This window comes from Sphingomonas sp. DBB INV C78 (assembly GCF_042693015.1).
Taxonomy (GTDB): domain Bacteria; phylum Pseudomonadota; class Alphaproteobacteria; order Sphingomonadales; family Sphingomonadaceae; genus Sphingomonas_E.
In genome coordinates this window covers 827495-844254 of the sequence record NZ_CP170544.1, presented here as the reverse complement: position 1 = coordinate 844254, position 16760 = coordinate 827495, and the positions used below count along the sequence as shown (strand labels likewise).

General features: G+C 61.5%; 11 protein-coding genes. 6 read left to right on the top strand and 5 right to left on the bottom strand.

Translation table 11 applies throughout. The features are described from left to right. Nucleotides 1–3: 3 nt before the first annotated feature. Genes ACFB49_RS04160 through ACFB49_RS04145 form a run of 4 tightly spaced genes read right to left on the bottom strand, consistent with a single transcriptional unit; the run spans nt 4 to nt 3180 of the window. Nucleotides 4–453, bottom strand: a complete 450-nt coding sequence (locus tag ACFB49_RS04160) for an SRPBCC domain-containing protein (protein WP_380876342.1) — start codon at nt 451–453, stop codon at nt 4–6. After that, nucleotides 450–1634 carry a sulfotransferase family protein gene (locus tag ACFB49_RS04155; RefSeq protein WP_380876340.1) on the bottom strand — a complete coding sequence of 395 codons (1185 nt, stop codon included), beginning with the start codon at nt 1632–1634 and terminating at the stop codon, nt 450–452. The genes ACFB49_RS04160 and ACFB49_RS04155 overlap by 4 nt, the downstream gene beginning before the upstream one ends. A 2-nt stretch (nt 1635–1636) precedes the next feature. Further along, nucleotides 1637–2494: an SDR family NAD(P)-dependent oxidoreductase gene (locus ACFB49_RS04150; protein ID WP_380876337.1), complete on the bottom strand. Its 858-nt coding sequence runs from the start codon at nt 2492–2494 to the stop codon at nt 1637–1639. A gap of 29 nt (nt 2495–2523) precedes the next feature. Then, nucleotides 2524–3180, bottom strand: coding sequence for a TetR/AcrR family transcriptional regulator (locus ACFB49_RS04145; protein ID WP_380876335.1), 657 nt, complete (start codon nt 3178–3180; stop codon nt 2524–2526). Nucleotides 3181–3382: 202 nt separating this feature from the next. Between ACFB49_RS04145 and ACFB49_RS04140 the strand changes: the two genes are divergently transcribed. From ACFB49_RS04140 to ACFB49_RS04115, 6 genes are all read left to right on the top strand, one after another. After that, nucleotides 3383–4258: a VOC family protein gene (locus ACFB49_RS04140; RefSeq protein WP_380876332.1), complete on the top strand. Its 876-nt coding sequence runs from the start codon at nt 3383–3385 to the stop codon at nt 4256–4258. A 14-nt stretch (nt 4259–4272) separates the two neighbouring features. After that, nucleotides 4273–4824 carry a nuclear transport factor 2 family protein gene (locus ACFB49_RS04135; RefSeq protein ID WP_380876330.1) on the top strand — a complete coding sequence of 184 codons (552 nt, stop codon included), beginning with the start codon at nt 4273–4275 and terminating at the stop codon, nt 4822–4824. A 5-nt stretch (nt 4825–4829) separates the two neighbouring features. After that, nucleotides 4830–5618 (top strand): SDR family oxidoreductase, encoded by a 789-nt coding sequence (locus ACFB49_RS04130; protein WP_380876327.1) that lies wholly within the window; start codon nt 4830–4832, stop codon nt 5616–5618. Nucleotides 5619–5858: 240 nt separating this feature from the next. Beyond that, on the top strand, nt 5859–8360 hold the full coding sequence (locus ACFB49_RS04125; RefSeq protein ID WP_380876324.1) for an ABC transporter permease: 2502 nt from the start codon (nt 5859–5861) through the stop codon (nt 8358–8360). Nucleotides 8361–8501: 141 nt separating this feature from the next. Next, complete coding sequence (locus ACFB49_RS04120) at nt 8502–9596, top strand: hypothetical protein (RefSeq protein WP_380876321.1); 1095 nt, start codon at nt 8502–8504, stop codon at nt 9594–9596. Between the two features lie 350 nt (nt 9597–9946). Then, entirely contained in the window at nt 9947–13546 is a 3600-nt protein-coding gene (locus ACFB49_RS04115) for a hypothetical protein (protein ID WP_380876319.1), read from the top strand. Here the strand turns inward: ACFB49_RS04115 and ACFB49_RS04110 are convergent. Then, nucleotides 13530–16622 (bottom strand): ATP-binding protein, encoded by a 3093-nt coding sequence (locus ACFB49_RS04110; RefSeq protein WP_380876316.1) that lies wholly within the window; start codon nt 16620–16622, stop codon nt 13530–13532. The genes ACFB49_RS04115 and ACFB49_RS04110 overlap by 17 nt on opposite strands. Nucleotides 16623–16760: the final 138 nt, after the last annotated feature.

Below are 16760 nucleotides of genomic sequence, written 5' to 3'. Positions count from 1 at the left end.
GGGTCAGCCTGTCGTGGCGCGCAGCACCTCCACCCGCGCCTTCAGGGCCAGCGCCACGGAATCGAAACCACGCTGCACATAATCGCCATGGTTCACATAGTCGGCGACGCCATCGCCGAACCAGCGGTCGGTGCTGTGGTAGGCGCAGCGATCAGGGCCAAGTGGCGTGACGATCTGTTCGCGCAGGGCATAATCGGGAATGCCCCAGGCCAGCAGCTTCGGCGGCTCGAACGTCCTCAGATATTCGTCAAACTCGAACAGTTCGTCCGATCCGTTGGAATCGGGCACGGTCAATCGCACCGCGCCACCAATGGCGAAATCCGTGACGACCTTGCGGGTGAACGGATTCCATTCGGGATAACGTGGGACGTCCGTCAGCACGTCCCAGACGAAATCGGCCGGCGCGTCGATCTCAACCGTGATGGACTGGATGAAGGGGTCCATGTCGCTCATGCTGCGGCTCCAGAAACCGGCTGCGCCGCGAAGCCGAAGCGCTCGCGGTAGAAAGCGAAATCGCGCTCGATATCGGTGCGGGTGAAGCCGAAGCGGTCGGCGCGATACTGATGGGGCGGTCGCTTGTCGCGGGCATTGTCGGCCACGACATCCGCAAGAGCCGCTTCAACCTCGGGCGTCATCACCTCGCCGAGATGCGTCATGATGCGACGCACCTGCCCATCCATGTCGCGGGTGAGTTCGCGATACTGAATGTCGATGAAACGCTGTTCACCGATGGCGTCGCGATGCCGGATATAACTTTCCAGCAATCGCCGCAGCTTGGCATACCAGTGCGCGCCGATCGCGACAGGATCGACGCGATCGGAGGCGATGCCGTACAGCGTCGTCTCCATGCTGCAGTATGAGGGCAGCGTCTCCACGGGATCCCGATGCTGCATGATGATCCGCGCCTCTGGAAAGAGCGTCGTCACCTCGCGGAGCGCGCTCAGATGGCCCGGCGATTTCAGGATCCAGCGTTTGCCGCGTCGCTCGGCCGCCTGCCATTGCAGACATTTGAGCGCCGTCACGAGTTCCCGATAGGATGGTGTCTTGTCGGCCGCTTCCACATAAGCGGAGAAGCCGGGCAGATAATGCATCCCCTCCCAGCCCGAGAAGAGGAAGGATTGATCCATCAGCAGCAGTTCCTCATCGGGCTGATCGAGTTCGATGGGCGTGATGGAGGTCAGCTCCGGCGCACCGCGCAGCCATGCCTGCATGATCTCATTGGCGGCAGCGCGACGACCCGTGCGGCCGCCATCTCGGCCATCGGGATGGGGGAAGGGATATTGCAGTTCCCACCACAAAATCCCGGTGAAAGGCGGCATGGTGCCCAGCAACCGATGAAGTAGCGTGCTGCCGGTGCGCGGCAGACCGACGATGAAGGCCGCGACATCGACCTTCTCATCCTCGATCTCGGGATGGCGCCGGATCAATTCCCGAAGCTGGAGCCGGTTGGAGAGCGCACCGACCAATTGGCCGGCCAGCGCCTCGCGCCCGGACGGGCTCAGCTTCGCCTCATCATCCAGCCCGGCGAGCAAGTGGTGAAGCGGTTCGAGAAACCATGTGTCACCAAGCGCGTGGAGGCCAGTGCGATCACGGGCGGCGGCGATCAGCGCGTCGGCTGTGGGCAGGCGTTCCATCGTCAGGCCACCGCGTCGTAGATCGGCCCGCCGAACAGCGCCCGGTGCGATTCCGGCTTGTTGCCGTCAATATCCTCGACGCCATATTTCGCCGCGAGTTCCGCGGTCCAGTAACTGCCGCCCGAAAGCGCAAGCCGATCCGGATCGCGCCAGATTGCATCGATCAGCCGCCCCGCGAATTCGGGCGTCTCCGCCTTGGAAGGGCCGCCGAGCGTCTCAAAGACGTCAGGGTGCTTCGCATAATGATCGCGCGTCCGCTGGGTCAGGATCAGCCCGTGCCAGAAAGCGAGCACGGTGACGGGATGGGGCTTCAACTCGTGCGCCATGTCGAAGGCAAGCTTGTCCTGCCCGATCTTGCCGATGCCGTAAGGCAGCGTATGGAGATAGGCGTTGCCGCCGGGCGAGGAGGTGTTGACGATCAGCCCGCCGCCGCCGCGGATCATCATCCGCACCGCAAACCAGCTCGCGACATAGGAACTGCGCAGCCCGACATCGATCATCTGTTCCCAGGCATCGAGCGGCCGTTCCCAAAAGGGACCGGGCTCGGCCGCCTCCTCACGCATCCCGAAGGCATTGTTCACCAGGATGTCGATCCGGCCCTGTTCGGCCTCGACGCGATCGAACAGGGCCTTGGTCTGTGCGTCGTCGCGATGATCGCAGCCGACGGCGATCCCCTTGCCACCCCGCGCCGTCACCTCTTCGGCGGTGGCCTGGACCGTGCCCGGCCAGGCGGTCGAGTTCGAGGCGCCATCGCTGCGGCCGGTGACGTAAACCGTGTCACCCAGCGGGCCCAGCGCCAGGGCAATACCCCTGCCCAACCCCCGGCTGGCGCCGGTGACGACCACGATCCTGCCTGCCATCCGCCTCTCCCAATTCTTCTGTTTGTCGATCAGCCGCCGCCTTCGGCGAGCACGAGAAATTCATGAATGAGAGCCGCCATCGCCGCGATCATCACGCCTCGCTCGATCGGCCAGTTGCGGATGCTCATCGCGTAGGAGAATTGGTCGACCTGGAGCAGCAACAGCAGCGCGCGGGCCCGCGGCACCGCGCCTTCGTCGCCGAGCCCCGGCACCCGCGCGGCCATCACCGCCAGCAGATCATTATGATAGTCGAGCACCCTCTGCTGGGCGCGGACCTCGATCGCATCCACTTCGCGCAGGACGCCGATCAGCACGCGGTTCACCTCGAGCAGATCGACATAGGCGGTGACCCAGGCGACGACGTCGGCCAGCCCCGGCCGTGGGATGGCGAGCAGTTCCCGCCAACGATCCTGCACTTCGGGAATCAGTTCCGAAAACAGCGCCTGCGCCACGGCATATTTATCGTCGAAATGGCGGTAGAAGGAGGTGCGGCTGACCTCGGCTTCCTCGACGATCATATCGACCGATGTCGTGGCGTAGCCATTGTCTGCGAAGACGGCATGTGCGGACGCGAGCAGCTTCTGCCGCGTCGCCTCCTTCTGGCGGCGCTGCAGATCTCCCTGCCGATTGCGACGCGGGCGAGCGGACTTTTCCACGGGATCAGTTGGCGGCGACGCGACGGGCATAGGGTAGGGACCTCCTGTGTCGATGAAGCCGGGTCTTAGCATCGACTGGCGGGCCTGAGCATATTTCTGCCACGGATGCGGCGCGTCTGATCAACATGGCGGCCACGCTATGATGTTACATATTGACCTGTCAATAAGTGCCACGTTAAGCCCTCTCCTCGATAGGCGCCGCGACAGACGGTAGCGAGTATCGGAGGGATAGATGGCGGCACGTTTCTCGCATCGCGGCATCTGCGTGGCCGATATCGACGCATCGGTCCGGTTCTACCGCGATGCCTTGGGTTTCGAGGCGCAGGAAGATCATCCCCGTCTTGAGGGGGCATGGCTGGACGCCGGCACCGATATCAGCGGCGCAGCGCTCCGCGCGCAGATGCTGCGGAACGCGGCCGGCATCACCATCGAGTTGCTTTATTTCCATGCCCCCGCAGCCACAGGCCGACGCACCCGCCGCGCGCTCAACCAGTTCGGCCTCACCCATTTCGCGGTCAATGTCGACGATATGGACGCCGCGATCGAGCGCATCGTCGCGGCCGGCGGACAGGTGCATCCGGCAACCCGCGTCTATTACGACGTCAACGATGCGGAGATCGTCTATACGAACGATACGGATGGCGTGCGTATCGAGTTGGTTCACTCTCCCCGCCTCACCGCCGGCTTTTCGCATTCGGGTATCTGCGTTGCCGATCCCGCACAGGCAGCGCGCTTCTACGCCGTACTCGGCTTCCTGCCAGCCGACAATGTCGTGCTGCTCGATCACACCGCCTGGCTCGCGCCGCTGACCGAGGCGGAGGATGCGCGGATTCGCGCCACCGTCGTGCGGGATGATCAGGGCAATGCCATCGAACTGATGAGCTTCGCCACACCCGACAGTTTCGGCAGCCGCGAGCGCCGGCCGCTCAACCAATATGGCCTGACCCACCATGCCTTCTGGGTCGATGATATCGACGCAGCGGCGGCAGCACTGGTGGAGGCCGGCGGGCGGGTCTTTCCGTCGACGCGCAGCCGATATGGGGATTGCGAGATGTTGCACCTTGCCGATGTTGACGGCGTTCGCGTCGAATTGATGCAGCAGCTCTGAGGGGGATAGCGGATATGGCCGACAAGGATCTGGCAGCCGAGGTCGCGGAACTCCGCGCGGAGATCCGCAGGCTCGCCGACATCGAGCAGATACGCGATCTGCAATACGGCTATTGGCGCGCGATCGACCTGAAACAGCCCGAAGCCCTGCGTGATCTGTTCGCGCCAGGCGAAATCCTGATCGAGTTCGAGGACATGCCCGTGTGGCGGGATCGCGATGCGTTCGTCCAGTTCTTCATCGATCTCGGCATGGACCCCAACCGCCAGGAAAATCATTTCGGCCTGAGCCCGGCCATCCGCATCGAGGGGCCGGACGATGCCTCGGGCACATGGCGGCTGCACATGTTCGCCTATAATTTCGACAGCCGCATCACCATCCGCATCTCGGGCCTATATGACGCGCGCTATGTCCGTCGCGATGGCCGGTGGTGGATCAGCCAGCTCGTCTTCCGCCGCCATTCCCTGTTTAGCGAACAGGTCGGTGCTGACGGAGCGGTGACCGCACCGGGCTTCGGCAATGTGGCATCGGATGCCGCAGCCCATCTTTTCGGCGAAGCGAAGGATTGAGGTTCATGCTGCTCAAGGACAAGGTCGTCATCGTTTCGGGAATTGGCCCCGGCCTCGGCCAGGCGCTGGCGACGCTGGCCGCACAGGAAGGAGCAAGGCTGGTCATCAGCGCGCGCACGCCCGCCAAGCTGGACACGGCCGAGGCGGAAGTCGCCGCGCTCGGGCTCGACACCGAAGTGCTGAAGGTGCCGTGCGACATTTCCGTGGCCGCGGAGTGCGAGGCGCTGGTGGCCGCTACGATCGCCCGCTTCGGCCGCGTCGATTGCCTGATCAACTCGGCCTATACGGCCGGCAAGCTCACCCTGATGGAGGATAGCGACCTCGAGGATTGGCGTCATACGCTCGACACCAATCTGTTCGGATCGCTCGCCCTATGCCTGGCCGTGTTTCCGGCGATGAAGGCGCAAGGCGGTGGGGCGATCGTCAACGTCAACACGCAGGTGACGCGCAAGCCCCTGCTCTGTCAGGGCGGCTATGGCGCGTCCAAGGCGGCGCTCGCGCACACCACTGCCCAGCTCGCGCTCGAATGGGGCCAATATGGCATCCGCGTGAACTCGACGTTCATGGGCTGGATGTGGGGCTCATCGGTCGAAGCCTATATCGCGGGCCTCGCAGCCGAGGGCGGGCCGTCCGTCGAAGAACAGAAAGCCGAGGTCGCAAAAAATGTCGCGCTGCGCGTTATCCCGCCCGATCGCGAATGCGCCAAGGGCGTCATCATGCTGCTGTCGGACTATGCATCGATGGTGACCGGAGCGAGCCTCGACATCAACGGCGGCGAGTTCCTGCCGATCTAGGACCGACGTTCGCGCTCGGCTGCCGCCGGCTGAGAGGTTGAAGCGAAAGCCCTCAGTGTCCGCAAGTGAACAGTCACAATGTCCGATACCGGACAATACTCTCTTTCCCATCGGCCTGAATCCGCGCTTTCCGGCTGGCACGATGCTTGCTCCGCTCGTGCACATCTTTGTGGCGAACCGCGAGTCCACGGATTCTGCACGGCCCCGCGCCGCCTGAAGTCGAAGAAGGGGAACGGGCCCATGTGGCGCAACTATCTCACCGTCGGCATTCGCTCGCTGGGGAAGAGCCGCGCTTATGCGCTCATCAACATACTCGGCCTCGCGATCGGCATGGCGGCCTGCCTCATGATCCTCCTCTTCGTCCGTTACGAGTTGCGCTACGATCATTGGCTGCCCGGCGCGGAGAATGCTTACCAGTTCCAGGCCTGGTATAAGAGCGACATCACCGGCGACGACACGGGCGAACTCCAGATGACGGCCTATGTCTCGGGCAAGGCGCTTAAGAAGGATTTCCCGCAGGTCGAAAAGGAGGTCTACGTCCTCGGCAGCCAGCCGGTGTTCGTCAAGGACGGCCAGGTCTCCTCCACCGAAAACCTCTTTTATGTCGATGGCGACCTGTTGGACGTGCTGCATCTGCCGATGGCGAAGGGAGATCCCCGCACGCTCGACAAGGTGGGCGGCGCGGTGATCACCGAGTCCGAAGCCATCAAGCGTTACGGAACCGATGACGTCATCGGCAAAACGATGACGCTGATCAGCAAGGGCGTGAAGCGCGACTACCGCATCGGCGGCGTGCTCCGCGACATTCCGAAGAATTCGCACCTCAAGATCAACATGATCGTGCGGATCGATATGGTCGCCTTCTTTGCCCAGGAACCCGATTTCCTGACCTGCTGGGGCTGCCAATCAGGCTGGGTCTATCTTCGCCTTAAGCCCGGCACAGATCCCGCGGCGATCGAAGCTCAGCTAAAGGCGTGGGAAAAGCGCAACACTCCGGATCAGAATGCCGGCGAAGCCCGCTACAATGCCGGCGATGATCAGGACTGGCGTGTCGTCAATGTCCGTGACGTGCATCTCGGCAAGGCACAGGGCGGCGCAATGACGCCGGGCAATGACCGGCGGACGATATCCACCTTCGCGGTGATCGCGCTTTTGATCCTCGGGATGGCCTGCGTCAATTTCACCAATCTCGCGACCGCGAGGGCCAGCCAGCGCGCCCGTGAAGTGGCGCTGCGCAAGGTGCTGGGCGCAAGCCGCAAGCAGTTGATCTTCCAGTTCATCGGGGAATCCGTGCTGGTTGCAGCTATTGCGATGCTGCTTGCCCTTGCGTTGGTCGAGCTTCTGATCGGTCCCTTCTCGACCTTCCTCAAAGCCGATCTGTCCGTGACCTATTTCGGTGCGGATGGCATCATTCTTCCGGTCATTGCCCTGGTGCTGTTCGTCGGCGTGCTCGGCGGGCTTTACCCGGCCTTCTTCCTCTCCCGCTTCCAGCCGGCCGAAGTGCTCAAGGCGAACCGTTCGGCTGCCGAAACTCCCGGGTCGGGGCGATTGCGCAACATTCTCGTGGTCGGCCAATTCGCCGTCTCGATCGGGCTGATCATCTGCACCGGCGTAATCTATGCGCAGACGATCTTCGCCCGGACGGTCGATCCGGGATATAAGCGGGATCATATCCTGCAGGTCGACAATCTGTCGCGCTACCAGCTTCTCCAGCAGGGCGAGATGATCGCCGACCAGGTCCGTCGCGTTGATGGCGTGATCTCGGTCGGACGCACCGACATCGGCGTCGCGACGACGAATAACAGCAACACCAATGTCATGGTGCCGGGCAATCCGAAGCCCGTGCAGATCGGCCAGTACCGGATCGATGCGGGCTTCTTCGATGCGATGGGAATAGAATTGCTCGCCGGCCGCAGCTTCGATCGCAAGCGGCCGATGGACGATTCAACCCTGCCTTTCCCGGAAGACAAGGAAGCGGAGCGGCTGTTTGCCGCGCGTGGCACCAACATCGTCGTGAATGAGCTGGCCACCAGGCGAATGGGCTTCAAGCATCCGGCCGATGCGATCGGCAAGACCGTTCGCCTCGCTTATGTGGCCGAGGAATTCGGGCTGGTGCCGGCAACGATTATCGGCGTGGTCAAGGACGCGCGCTTCCGCTCGATCCGCACTCCGCTCGAGCCGATCATGTTCTTCAACGTCCTTGCGTCACCGAGCACCATGGTCGTCCGCTACCGCGGCGATCCCGCGGCTGTATCAGCCGGAGTGGAGCGGGTGTGGAAGTCGATCACGACCGAAGTCCCTTATGAAGCGAAATTCAGCGAGGATATCGTCAAGGACCTATATGAGGCCGAGGAGGCCCGCGCGGCGACGTTCGGTGCTTTTGCGGTGCTTGCGGTCATCGTTGGCTGCCTCGGCCTGTTCGGGCTCGCCACCTTCACCGCCGAACGCCGCACCAAGGAAATCGGCATCCGCAAGGTGCTGGGCGCTCGCACCCGCGACATCGTCCAGTTGCTAGTCTGGCAGTTCAGCCGGCCCGTGCTGATCGCCAATTTGATCGCTTGGCCGATCGCATGGTGGCTGATGCGCGATTGGCTGAATGGATTCGACAGTCGCATCGCGCTCGGGCCGACGCCTTTCCTGCTCGCCGGCCTGCTCGCACTGCTGATCGCGGTCGCGACGATCGGCAGCCATGCCTATCGCGTCGCGCGGGCGAACCCGGTCCACGCGCTCCGGTACGAATAGGGCGGTTTGCGACGGTCTGTCGATTGGCAGGCGCTTGGGCCGGCTTCACAATTTGGGCCACGTTCCGGCTCGAGAACATTGCCGTCCTTGTTTGCTCAGAGGCATCGTCACGCAAGACGCTGCATCGACTGAGGACAGTACATGGCCAAGCTCATCGTCGCCGGATCGACCGGAGTGACGGGAAATGCGATGATGCGGCATTTCTCCCGGCTGCCCGAGTGGGAAGTCGTATCGGTTGCCCGCCGCTCGCCGGCGTTAGCCTTCGACGGCGTGAACCACATCAACGTCGATCTCTCGGACGAGGGCGCGTGTCATGAAGCTTTCGGCGCGATGTCGGATGCCACCCATCTGATCTACGCGGCGGTCAACGAGAATGATCGCGACATCATCGCCGGCTGGGCTGATGAAGCACAGATCGAAAAAAATGTGCAAATGCTGGCCAACATCGTCGAGCCGCTCACACAATCAGCATCTGGCTTCCAGCAGGCCGTGCTCGTCCACGGGCTCAAGGCATATGGGTCGCATCTGCCACATATCACGACGCAGCTGCCCTTTAAGGAGAGCGATGCCTCTTACCGCGACCTCAACTTCTATCATCGCCAGCAGGAATATATCGTCGATCGACAGCTCGGCACTGAATGGTCGTGGACGATCCTGCGTCCCGGCGGGACGATTGGTGTTGCGATCGGCGGCAACATGAACTGGTCGCTGGTACTTGCCGTCTTGGCCGCCTTGTGCGCGGAAGCCGGGGAGCCTCTACCCATGCCGGCTGGCAACAGCGGCATTTTCGAGATGACGGATTCTGATCTTATCGCTTCGGCGAGCGAATGGGCGTTCGCAACGCCAGGGGCGCGGAACCAAGTCTTCAACGTGACGAACGGCGATGTCTTTGCCCTTCACGATATTTTCCCGATCCTGGCCGACAGCTTCGGCATCGCGCTCACCGAACCTCGCCACGTCGACATTGCCGGCGAACTCACGCGGCTCGCCCATCATTGGCCGACCGTCGTAGACAGATTTGGCCTAGTCGCACCCCGCAGCCTGGATGTCCTGCTCGGTGCCACGCCGCAAATTGTGTCTGCGTGGGGCGAAAGCATGCCGCCCGAACGCAAGCTGATGTCCGGACTTACGAGCACTATCAAGCTTCGTCACGCCGGCTTCGAAAACTGTGCCGACTCCGCCGATACGATCCGCAAATATGTCGACCGTTATCGGGAACTTCGTATCCTGCCCTAGTCGCAGACCAATCACGACAGTCATCCATTCCGACGTCGACCGCACCCCGGCGGCGGCAAAGATATATCGAAGGCTGCGCCCCCCTTTCACCGATTACAAGCATATCTTTTAAAATTCAGCGCAATAGCACAGCTCGGCACGCGCCATACCCAGGTCGTGCATCACATAGTTATTTGTGATTTTTGTCACATACATAACCTTTGTATTGAATTTATTTCATGAATCGTAATTTCCAAGAATTGTGAAAGATAAATCGCTCGATTTATTCGAGTAGCAATGCGTAGCGCACCGCGCATCCGCCCACTGTTTAAAAAATTAAGCGGAGATGACCTTCCTATGGAGTGAGTCCAATGGAACGATCCAGCAACAATCATCTCGAAGGCATTGGTGATCTTGTCGTATGGGCGCCCGTCAGGACCGGCTTCGTGGAGGCTTTCGAGTCCGCCACCTTTGAAACGCGGCTCCGTCTGACGCTTGAGGCGCTCTTCAAGATGCGATCGACGGCGCGCGAATATCTGAAGATCAAGCCGTTCGCCGATGCGGCCGAACGCATCCAGTCACTCCTCGACTTCCGCATCGCGATCGTTTCTACGCCGCCTGGTCATACGCTTCTGCTGACCGCGACGTTCGATCGGCCATGGGAACCGTATATCCGTTTGATCTGGGATCCTCTCGGCTCGTTCCTGGATCTCATTTTCTGCAATTGTGAAGGCTATGTCGGTGCTGTCGACAGCGGCTTTCAGGCCTATGCGGATTGGGTCAACAATCATCAGATCGAGAGCAAATTCTTTTATGCTGCAACCGGCCTTACCGTGGCCGACTTCGCCTATCTGGCTAAAGCGGAACAGCTTCAGCGCGAAGCATCCGACGCCGAGGCCAAGCTCGTCCAACTGATGGCCGATGATCCAAACGTCGTCGCCAAGGCATTTCGGACGAGCGTCACGCATTCCGCGGACATAAAAGCGCAGTTCGAATATAATGATGTCGCGCTCGAGGCCCTGGTGGCGATCTACAAGCTGGCGGACTTCTATCCGCCCGACCGCTTGACGGGCGACGGCCGATTTCTGCTGCGCGCAGCCCAAGATCTGCTCGGAGGATGGGATCCTACGGTCCTGTCGGCTGCCACGCAGGCACGCTTTGCGGATCAGATCGGCTGGTGGACCACCCGCCTCACTCCCCGCAATCCCGTCCGCTATGACGCGCCGCGACTGGAAAGGACTCAGGTCCAGGCAGGGATCCTGTCGAGCTATGACCTGGAGGCGGCGCCGGTCACCCACGGCTGCCTGCTCCTCATGCGCATCAGCGAGGATCATCTAGCCCGAAAATTCATTCGCGACCTGCCGATCAGCTATGGAGAGAGCGGCCTCGAAGACGACATCATCCACAATATCGCCTTTAGCTATGAAGGCCTTCGCCATCTAAATATCTCTGATGCCGATCTTGCCGCGTTTCCTCGAGAATTCAAGGAAGGCATGGCAGATCGCGCTGGACGAATTGGGGATATGTTCGCCAATCATCCGCGCCGCTGGCAATTGCCCGGTCGCTGGCATCCCAAGGGTTCTACTGCGACCATAGCTCCCCCCGTCGACCTTTCTGAAGTCGATTTCATTATCCAATTGCGGACGCGCGCACCCGCCTACGAGGGATATGATATTGGCGATGCGGCCCACCCGCTCCACCAAGTGATTAACGAGCTTACCGGAAAGGCCGCGGCTTCCGGTGTCAGTCTCCTCGCCGTCGAAGGCATGCGTAAGGCGTCGCTCGATCCGGCCGGAAGAACCGATCATTTCGGTTTCGTCGATGGTCTCAGCCAGCCCGATCCGGTCGAAAACTTCAAGGCAGCTTCATCCGCCGAAGCCGCCTACACAGACGAAGTTCCGTTGGGCGAACTGCTTTGCGGCTATGCCAACGAGCGCGGCGATCCCGCTCCGGCGCCGGACACCTATCTCGACAATGGCAGTTTCCTAGTCGTCCGGAAGCTGCGCCAAGACTGGAAGGGTTTGAAAAAATTTGCGGCCGATTGGGCCGTGAAAACGCCGGGTGCCACGCCGGAAGACCTGCTCAATCGCATGATTGGCCGCGACGAACACGGCAAACCTCTCGTCTCGCCCGCATCGAGCGACAATCTATTCGATTATTCCGCGGATCCCGGGGGCAAGAAATGCCCCCTGCAGGCGCATATCCGGCGCGCCCATCCGCGCACCCGATCCTTTGGTCGCGGCATGCCCCGGATCGCTCGGCGTGGATTGTCTTATGGACCCGCGAACGGGGATCCGGCCGAGGCGGAGCGGGGCATCATCTTCATGGCTTATAATGCGAGCATCGCCGAGCAGTTCGAAGTGATCCAGCGCTGGATCAACGGCGGCAACAGCACCGGCGTCGCGAGTTGCCAAGGCGATCCGCTGATCGGCACGGCCCGCCCCGGGGATAGAAGAACCTTTCGCTTCATGTTGAACGACAAGGTGGAACGCGTCGACATTCCCCAGCCCTTCGTGTCGCTCTTGTGGGGCCTGTACCTCTTCGCGCCATCGCGGGCGGCGCTTGCAAGTCTCTCCACGCAAACCCGCTCCCGCGCGCCGACCGTGGAACAGAGGGGCCAGGAGATCATCGACGAGATTTCGGCGCTTCCCGAAGAAGAAGCCCTGCTCCGGTGGAAGATATGCCTTCAGGATATGGATTCAAAGGATCCCAGCGAACGCGCCGACTCCTTTGCGATCTGGGCCACTATCCGCAACAATTATGGCGGCATTCTCGACACATCTTACGGCGTTCTTGTCGGCAGCAAACAGCTCGTCATGCAAGTCTTCGGAGACGACGAGAATTATACGGTTGCGGGCCATGTTCCTCGCATGGAAGCGTCGTTCGGGCGGATATATGTCGGGCTCGATAGCGGCCCCCAATATGATCGAGAGGCCGACGACACCAACAGGATCCTTGGCCAGCGCACGGAGGCCGATGTGTTCCAGGTGGCCAGAGCCGCCGCCGACGCCATATTGGAAACCTGGCTGACGGCCTTCGAGAGCCTGAACACGCAATTGGGCTTGTCCGAGCCCGGAGGAAAGATCGATCTGAAACGGGATTTCATTACGCCCGTACTGGCCGCCGTTTCGCGTCATTATTTCGGCATCCCCGACGGGCTCCCTTCAAATCCGGCCGCTGCCGATCCCGATGCCGACAATTCCCATTTCGATCCCGGCGGGTGGGACTGGCGCCCCGTCACCGGCCGCAAGCCTCGGTGCCCCGGCGATTTTATGGCCCCGTCGCGGAGCATCTTCTACCCCCATCCAGAAAGAGCGGTGGCGGAATATGGCCAGTCCCAAGGCAAGCGCCAGCATGATGCCGCGGTTGCCTTGTTCCAACAGCAGCACAAGGATAGCGCCATGGCGCCGATCACGAAAGCGATCGCCGCTGCCTTCACGAATTCTGCTGGCGAGGTCGACTTCAACCAGGTCGCGCTCAACGTCATCGGTGCGATGACGGGCTTCCTGCCGCCAACCGACGGCAATCTGCGCGGCGCTCTCTATGAGTGGATCAAAGATGAGCGGTTGTGGCGCATCCAGCAGGATCTTCTGACTGCGAAAGGCGAACCTTATGATCGCGCCAAAGCGGCACTTTTCAAACCTCTCGTGCAGTCGATGCAGCGGCGTCCGGCACCCGATCTACTATGGCGCCTGGCAAAAAAAGATCATCGACTGGCGGGTCTCGACATCGCCAAGGACCGAATGGTCGTCATCGGCGTGGTCTCCGCGACTATGAGTGATCAGGAAGCGGGCGTCGTCGATCCATCGCCGATCTTCGGGGGCACGCGCGTGCCTCAAGGTTCGCCGACCCACGCTTGCCCCGCTTATGGCTTTGCCATGGGCGTAATGCTGGGCCTGCTTAGCGCGTTGCTGGAAAAAGGACGTATCCAGGCGCTGCCGGCGCCATTCGTCATCAGGATAAGCCGGTAGAGCGGAGCACGCCGGCCAGGCGGTCCGCCTTGGCCGTGTGGAGTGGCATATCCATGCGGACCAGTTCCGTCGCGGCCGCTTCAAGGGCCGATGTTGCGCCAGCGCGGTTGCCGGCATGGACTGCCAGTTCAGCCTGACATAGCTGGATTTTGGCCAAATCATGGCCTGAGTGGCGGAAGGCGGCTGATGCGAGGGCGCGACGGATATAACGATCGGCCGCCTGCCAGTTGCCAGCCGCCGCGGCTGCGCGTGCCATGGCCCGACAGGCCATGGCTTCGCCCAGCCGATCCCATTTGCGCACGCGCATCATGGCACGCGCTGCATAGTGTTTCGCCTTGGCGCTCTCCCCCGTCTCGACCATCGCGGTCGCAAGCCATCCATAGTTCATCGAGGTAAACTGGCCGCGATCGCTGGCACCCAGCCACTCGGTGGCATCGATCAGCACCTGCAAGGCAAGCGGATTCCGATCCAGCGACCATTGAGCAAAGCCCGCCAGCGCACGGCTCATCATGTAGGCGTAGCGGGCTTTGACGCGTGCTGCGACCATTTCGGCCTGATGCGCAAATTCCAGCGCCTCCTCCATGCGGCCTTGCCAGACGCAAATGGCGCTGCGACGCGACAGGACGGATGATCGCACCTCATGATCACGTCCCGAGACATGCGCATCGGCTTCCACGTAACAGCGATGTGCACCATCGAAGTCGCCCATATCGGCCAGGATGAATCCTTTGCAGGCAAGCGAATACACCAGCGTCACCGGAGCATGAGCCTCGTCCATCTGATGACGCTTGGCTTCGATGGTTTCTTCTAGAAGCGGCAAGGCCGCGTCATAATCGCATGCCGCGGCAAGCGAACGTCCCAGGATGGCTTTGATATTGTTGTCAAAATTCGCAGTGATCGTCGTCTCTTTGCTCCAGGTGAGAGCGAGATCGGAATGGGCAATGGCGGCCCGGGGTTCGCCGAGCGCATAATATAGGCACCCCAGCCAGTAATTTGCCCATGCCGCACCCACGCGATCCTTTCGCGACATGGCCGACTCCCTGGCCCGCAGAAATACCGCGAGTTGTTGCCGGGAAGGATCGAACCTGCTTGCCAGGCCATAGCTTCGCAGGAGCTGCGTTGTTCGATCGAGGACCGAGGACGAAATAGGCAACTTGTCGAGGCAATCGAGTGCCGCCCGGTATTGCGCTTGCGCGCGATCGAGCGCGGAGACTGCTGCCGCCCGGTCGCCAGCGAGCTCAGCAAAGTCTGCGCCCTGCTCGAAATCTCCGCCTGCCTGGTAATGATAGGCAAGCGGGGCATATTGGTCTTCTATGCCATGTGCCGCACCGAATGCCGCCAGATGGCCAGCGATCTTCAAGTGAAGCTCGGTTCGTTCGCGGCGGCCTACGGCTTCATAGATCACATCCCGCGTTATGCCATGTTTGAACCGCAATATCCCAGGCATATCGCTCTCATGGATGAAGTCATGTCCGGAGAGACTATCGACGATCAGATCGCCGGCAGTATGTCCGGTGAGTTTTTCCAGAAGCCAGGATGGCACCATATTGCCGATGACGGCCGCCATCCGCACGAGTTGCGCCTGCTCGGCGGGAAGGCGCGCGCACCGCGCCTGGATAAGACTTTCGAGCCAGGCTGGACCTCCCGGTCGGGCGCGTCCGCGCTCGTCATAAGCCAGCGAGTGACAAAGCTCCTCTACAAACAAGGGAATGCCACCGGATCGGTCCACTATGCGCGCAATGACGAAGGGATCGGTTGCGGGCGACAAAGCGCGTACTGCTGCACCGACTTCTTCAGGCGTGAAGGGTTCGAGACGCAGCGTGGCCGTGGGCATTTCGTTTCGATCGGCGAGCGGGTGTGCCCGCTCGCTCAAGAGGATCAAAAGGCCGGATAGATTGGCGGCGTGGAGAGCGCTTAACATTTCGCGCGATGCTTCGTCCGCCGATTGCCAATCGTCGATGAACAGAATGATGGGGCTCCGCTCGGTCAGCCGGCGAAAAAGGGTGACGGCCGCAGAGAGGCGCTTGTCCTCGGTCGGATTCCAGGCAGTGCCAGCTTCACGGCGTGCCGGGCCAAGCGATAGGAGCCGGGCAACATCGGGCCAGAGATCCGCCAGGCGCGCGTCGATCGCCAGCAGATTCTTCCTTGCCGCGGCGACAAGACGGATCTTGGTCTCCGAAGCCCGCATCCCCAGGATCGACCGCAAAATCTGCAGGAAAGGCTGAAGCGGCTCAGCACCCAGATAAGCCTCGCAATAGCCCCGATGGACGGTCACGCCGGCGCTCGTCGCAGTATCGATGAAGTAGTGGGCCAAACGCGTCTTGCCGACGCCCGGCGCACCGATGATCCGTAAGAGACCGCCTTTCCCTTCGGCGAGATCGTCGAGTGCACAAGCCAGCTTCTCACGCTCCACAGTGCGGCCGATGAAGGGAGTCAGGCGGTTTGAAAAGCAGAAGTCGGATGGATCGCGTCGGATGATCCGGTAGGTGGCTACTGGCATCGCCTTGCCCTTGAGGCGCATAAGACGCCGCGGACCGGTCCGGAAATGCATCAGGTGCGGTCCCAGCGTTTCTTCGGAAACAAGTATCTCGCTGCCATTGGCCTTGGAGGCGAGCCTTGACGCCACATTCGTGGCGTCGCCGAGCATTTCGAATCGACCTCGGACGATGTCGCCCGGATTCAGGAGCACCAGGCCGCTATGAATGCCGATATGCAGCTTCACGGCGCCCTGCCCGAGTTCGGGCCCGCCAATTTCGCGCATGGCATCCCGAAGCTCTAGCGCGGCCTCGGTTGCCCGCCGGCCATCATCTTCATGGGGATCGGGATGCCCGAAGAGCACAGCCGCTCCATCGCCATCGATCCGCACGAGCATACCTCCGTGCCTCGGAATGACTCGATCAAGCACCTGACGGACTTTGCCGAGTAACTCTGCGAAATCCTCGGCATCCATACCCGCGGCGATACCGGTTGAATTCGCGATGTCGGCGAATAGCACGGTCATGTAGCGGCGCTGGGCGACATCAGGAGAGGCGAACGGTGCTTCGTCAGCGGAGTGGAAACTCGGCTCGTGCGACATCAGCGGACCCCCTATCGACATCGTCACTGTCAGGTCGCGTGCACAGCTAGGCCCTGGCATCATAGCAGCACTTACACGCCAATGTGAGCGCAATACTTGAGCCCGTGGTCAATTTGATTGTTCGATGGTCACGGGATA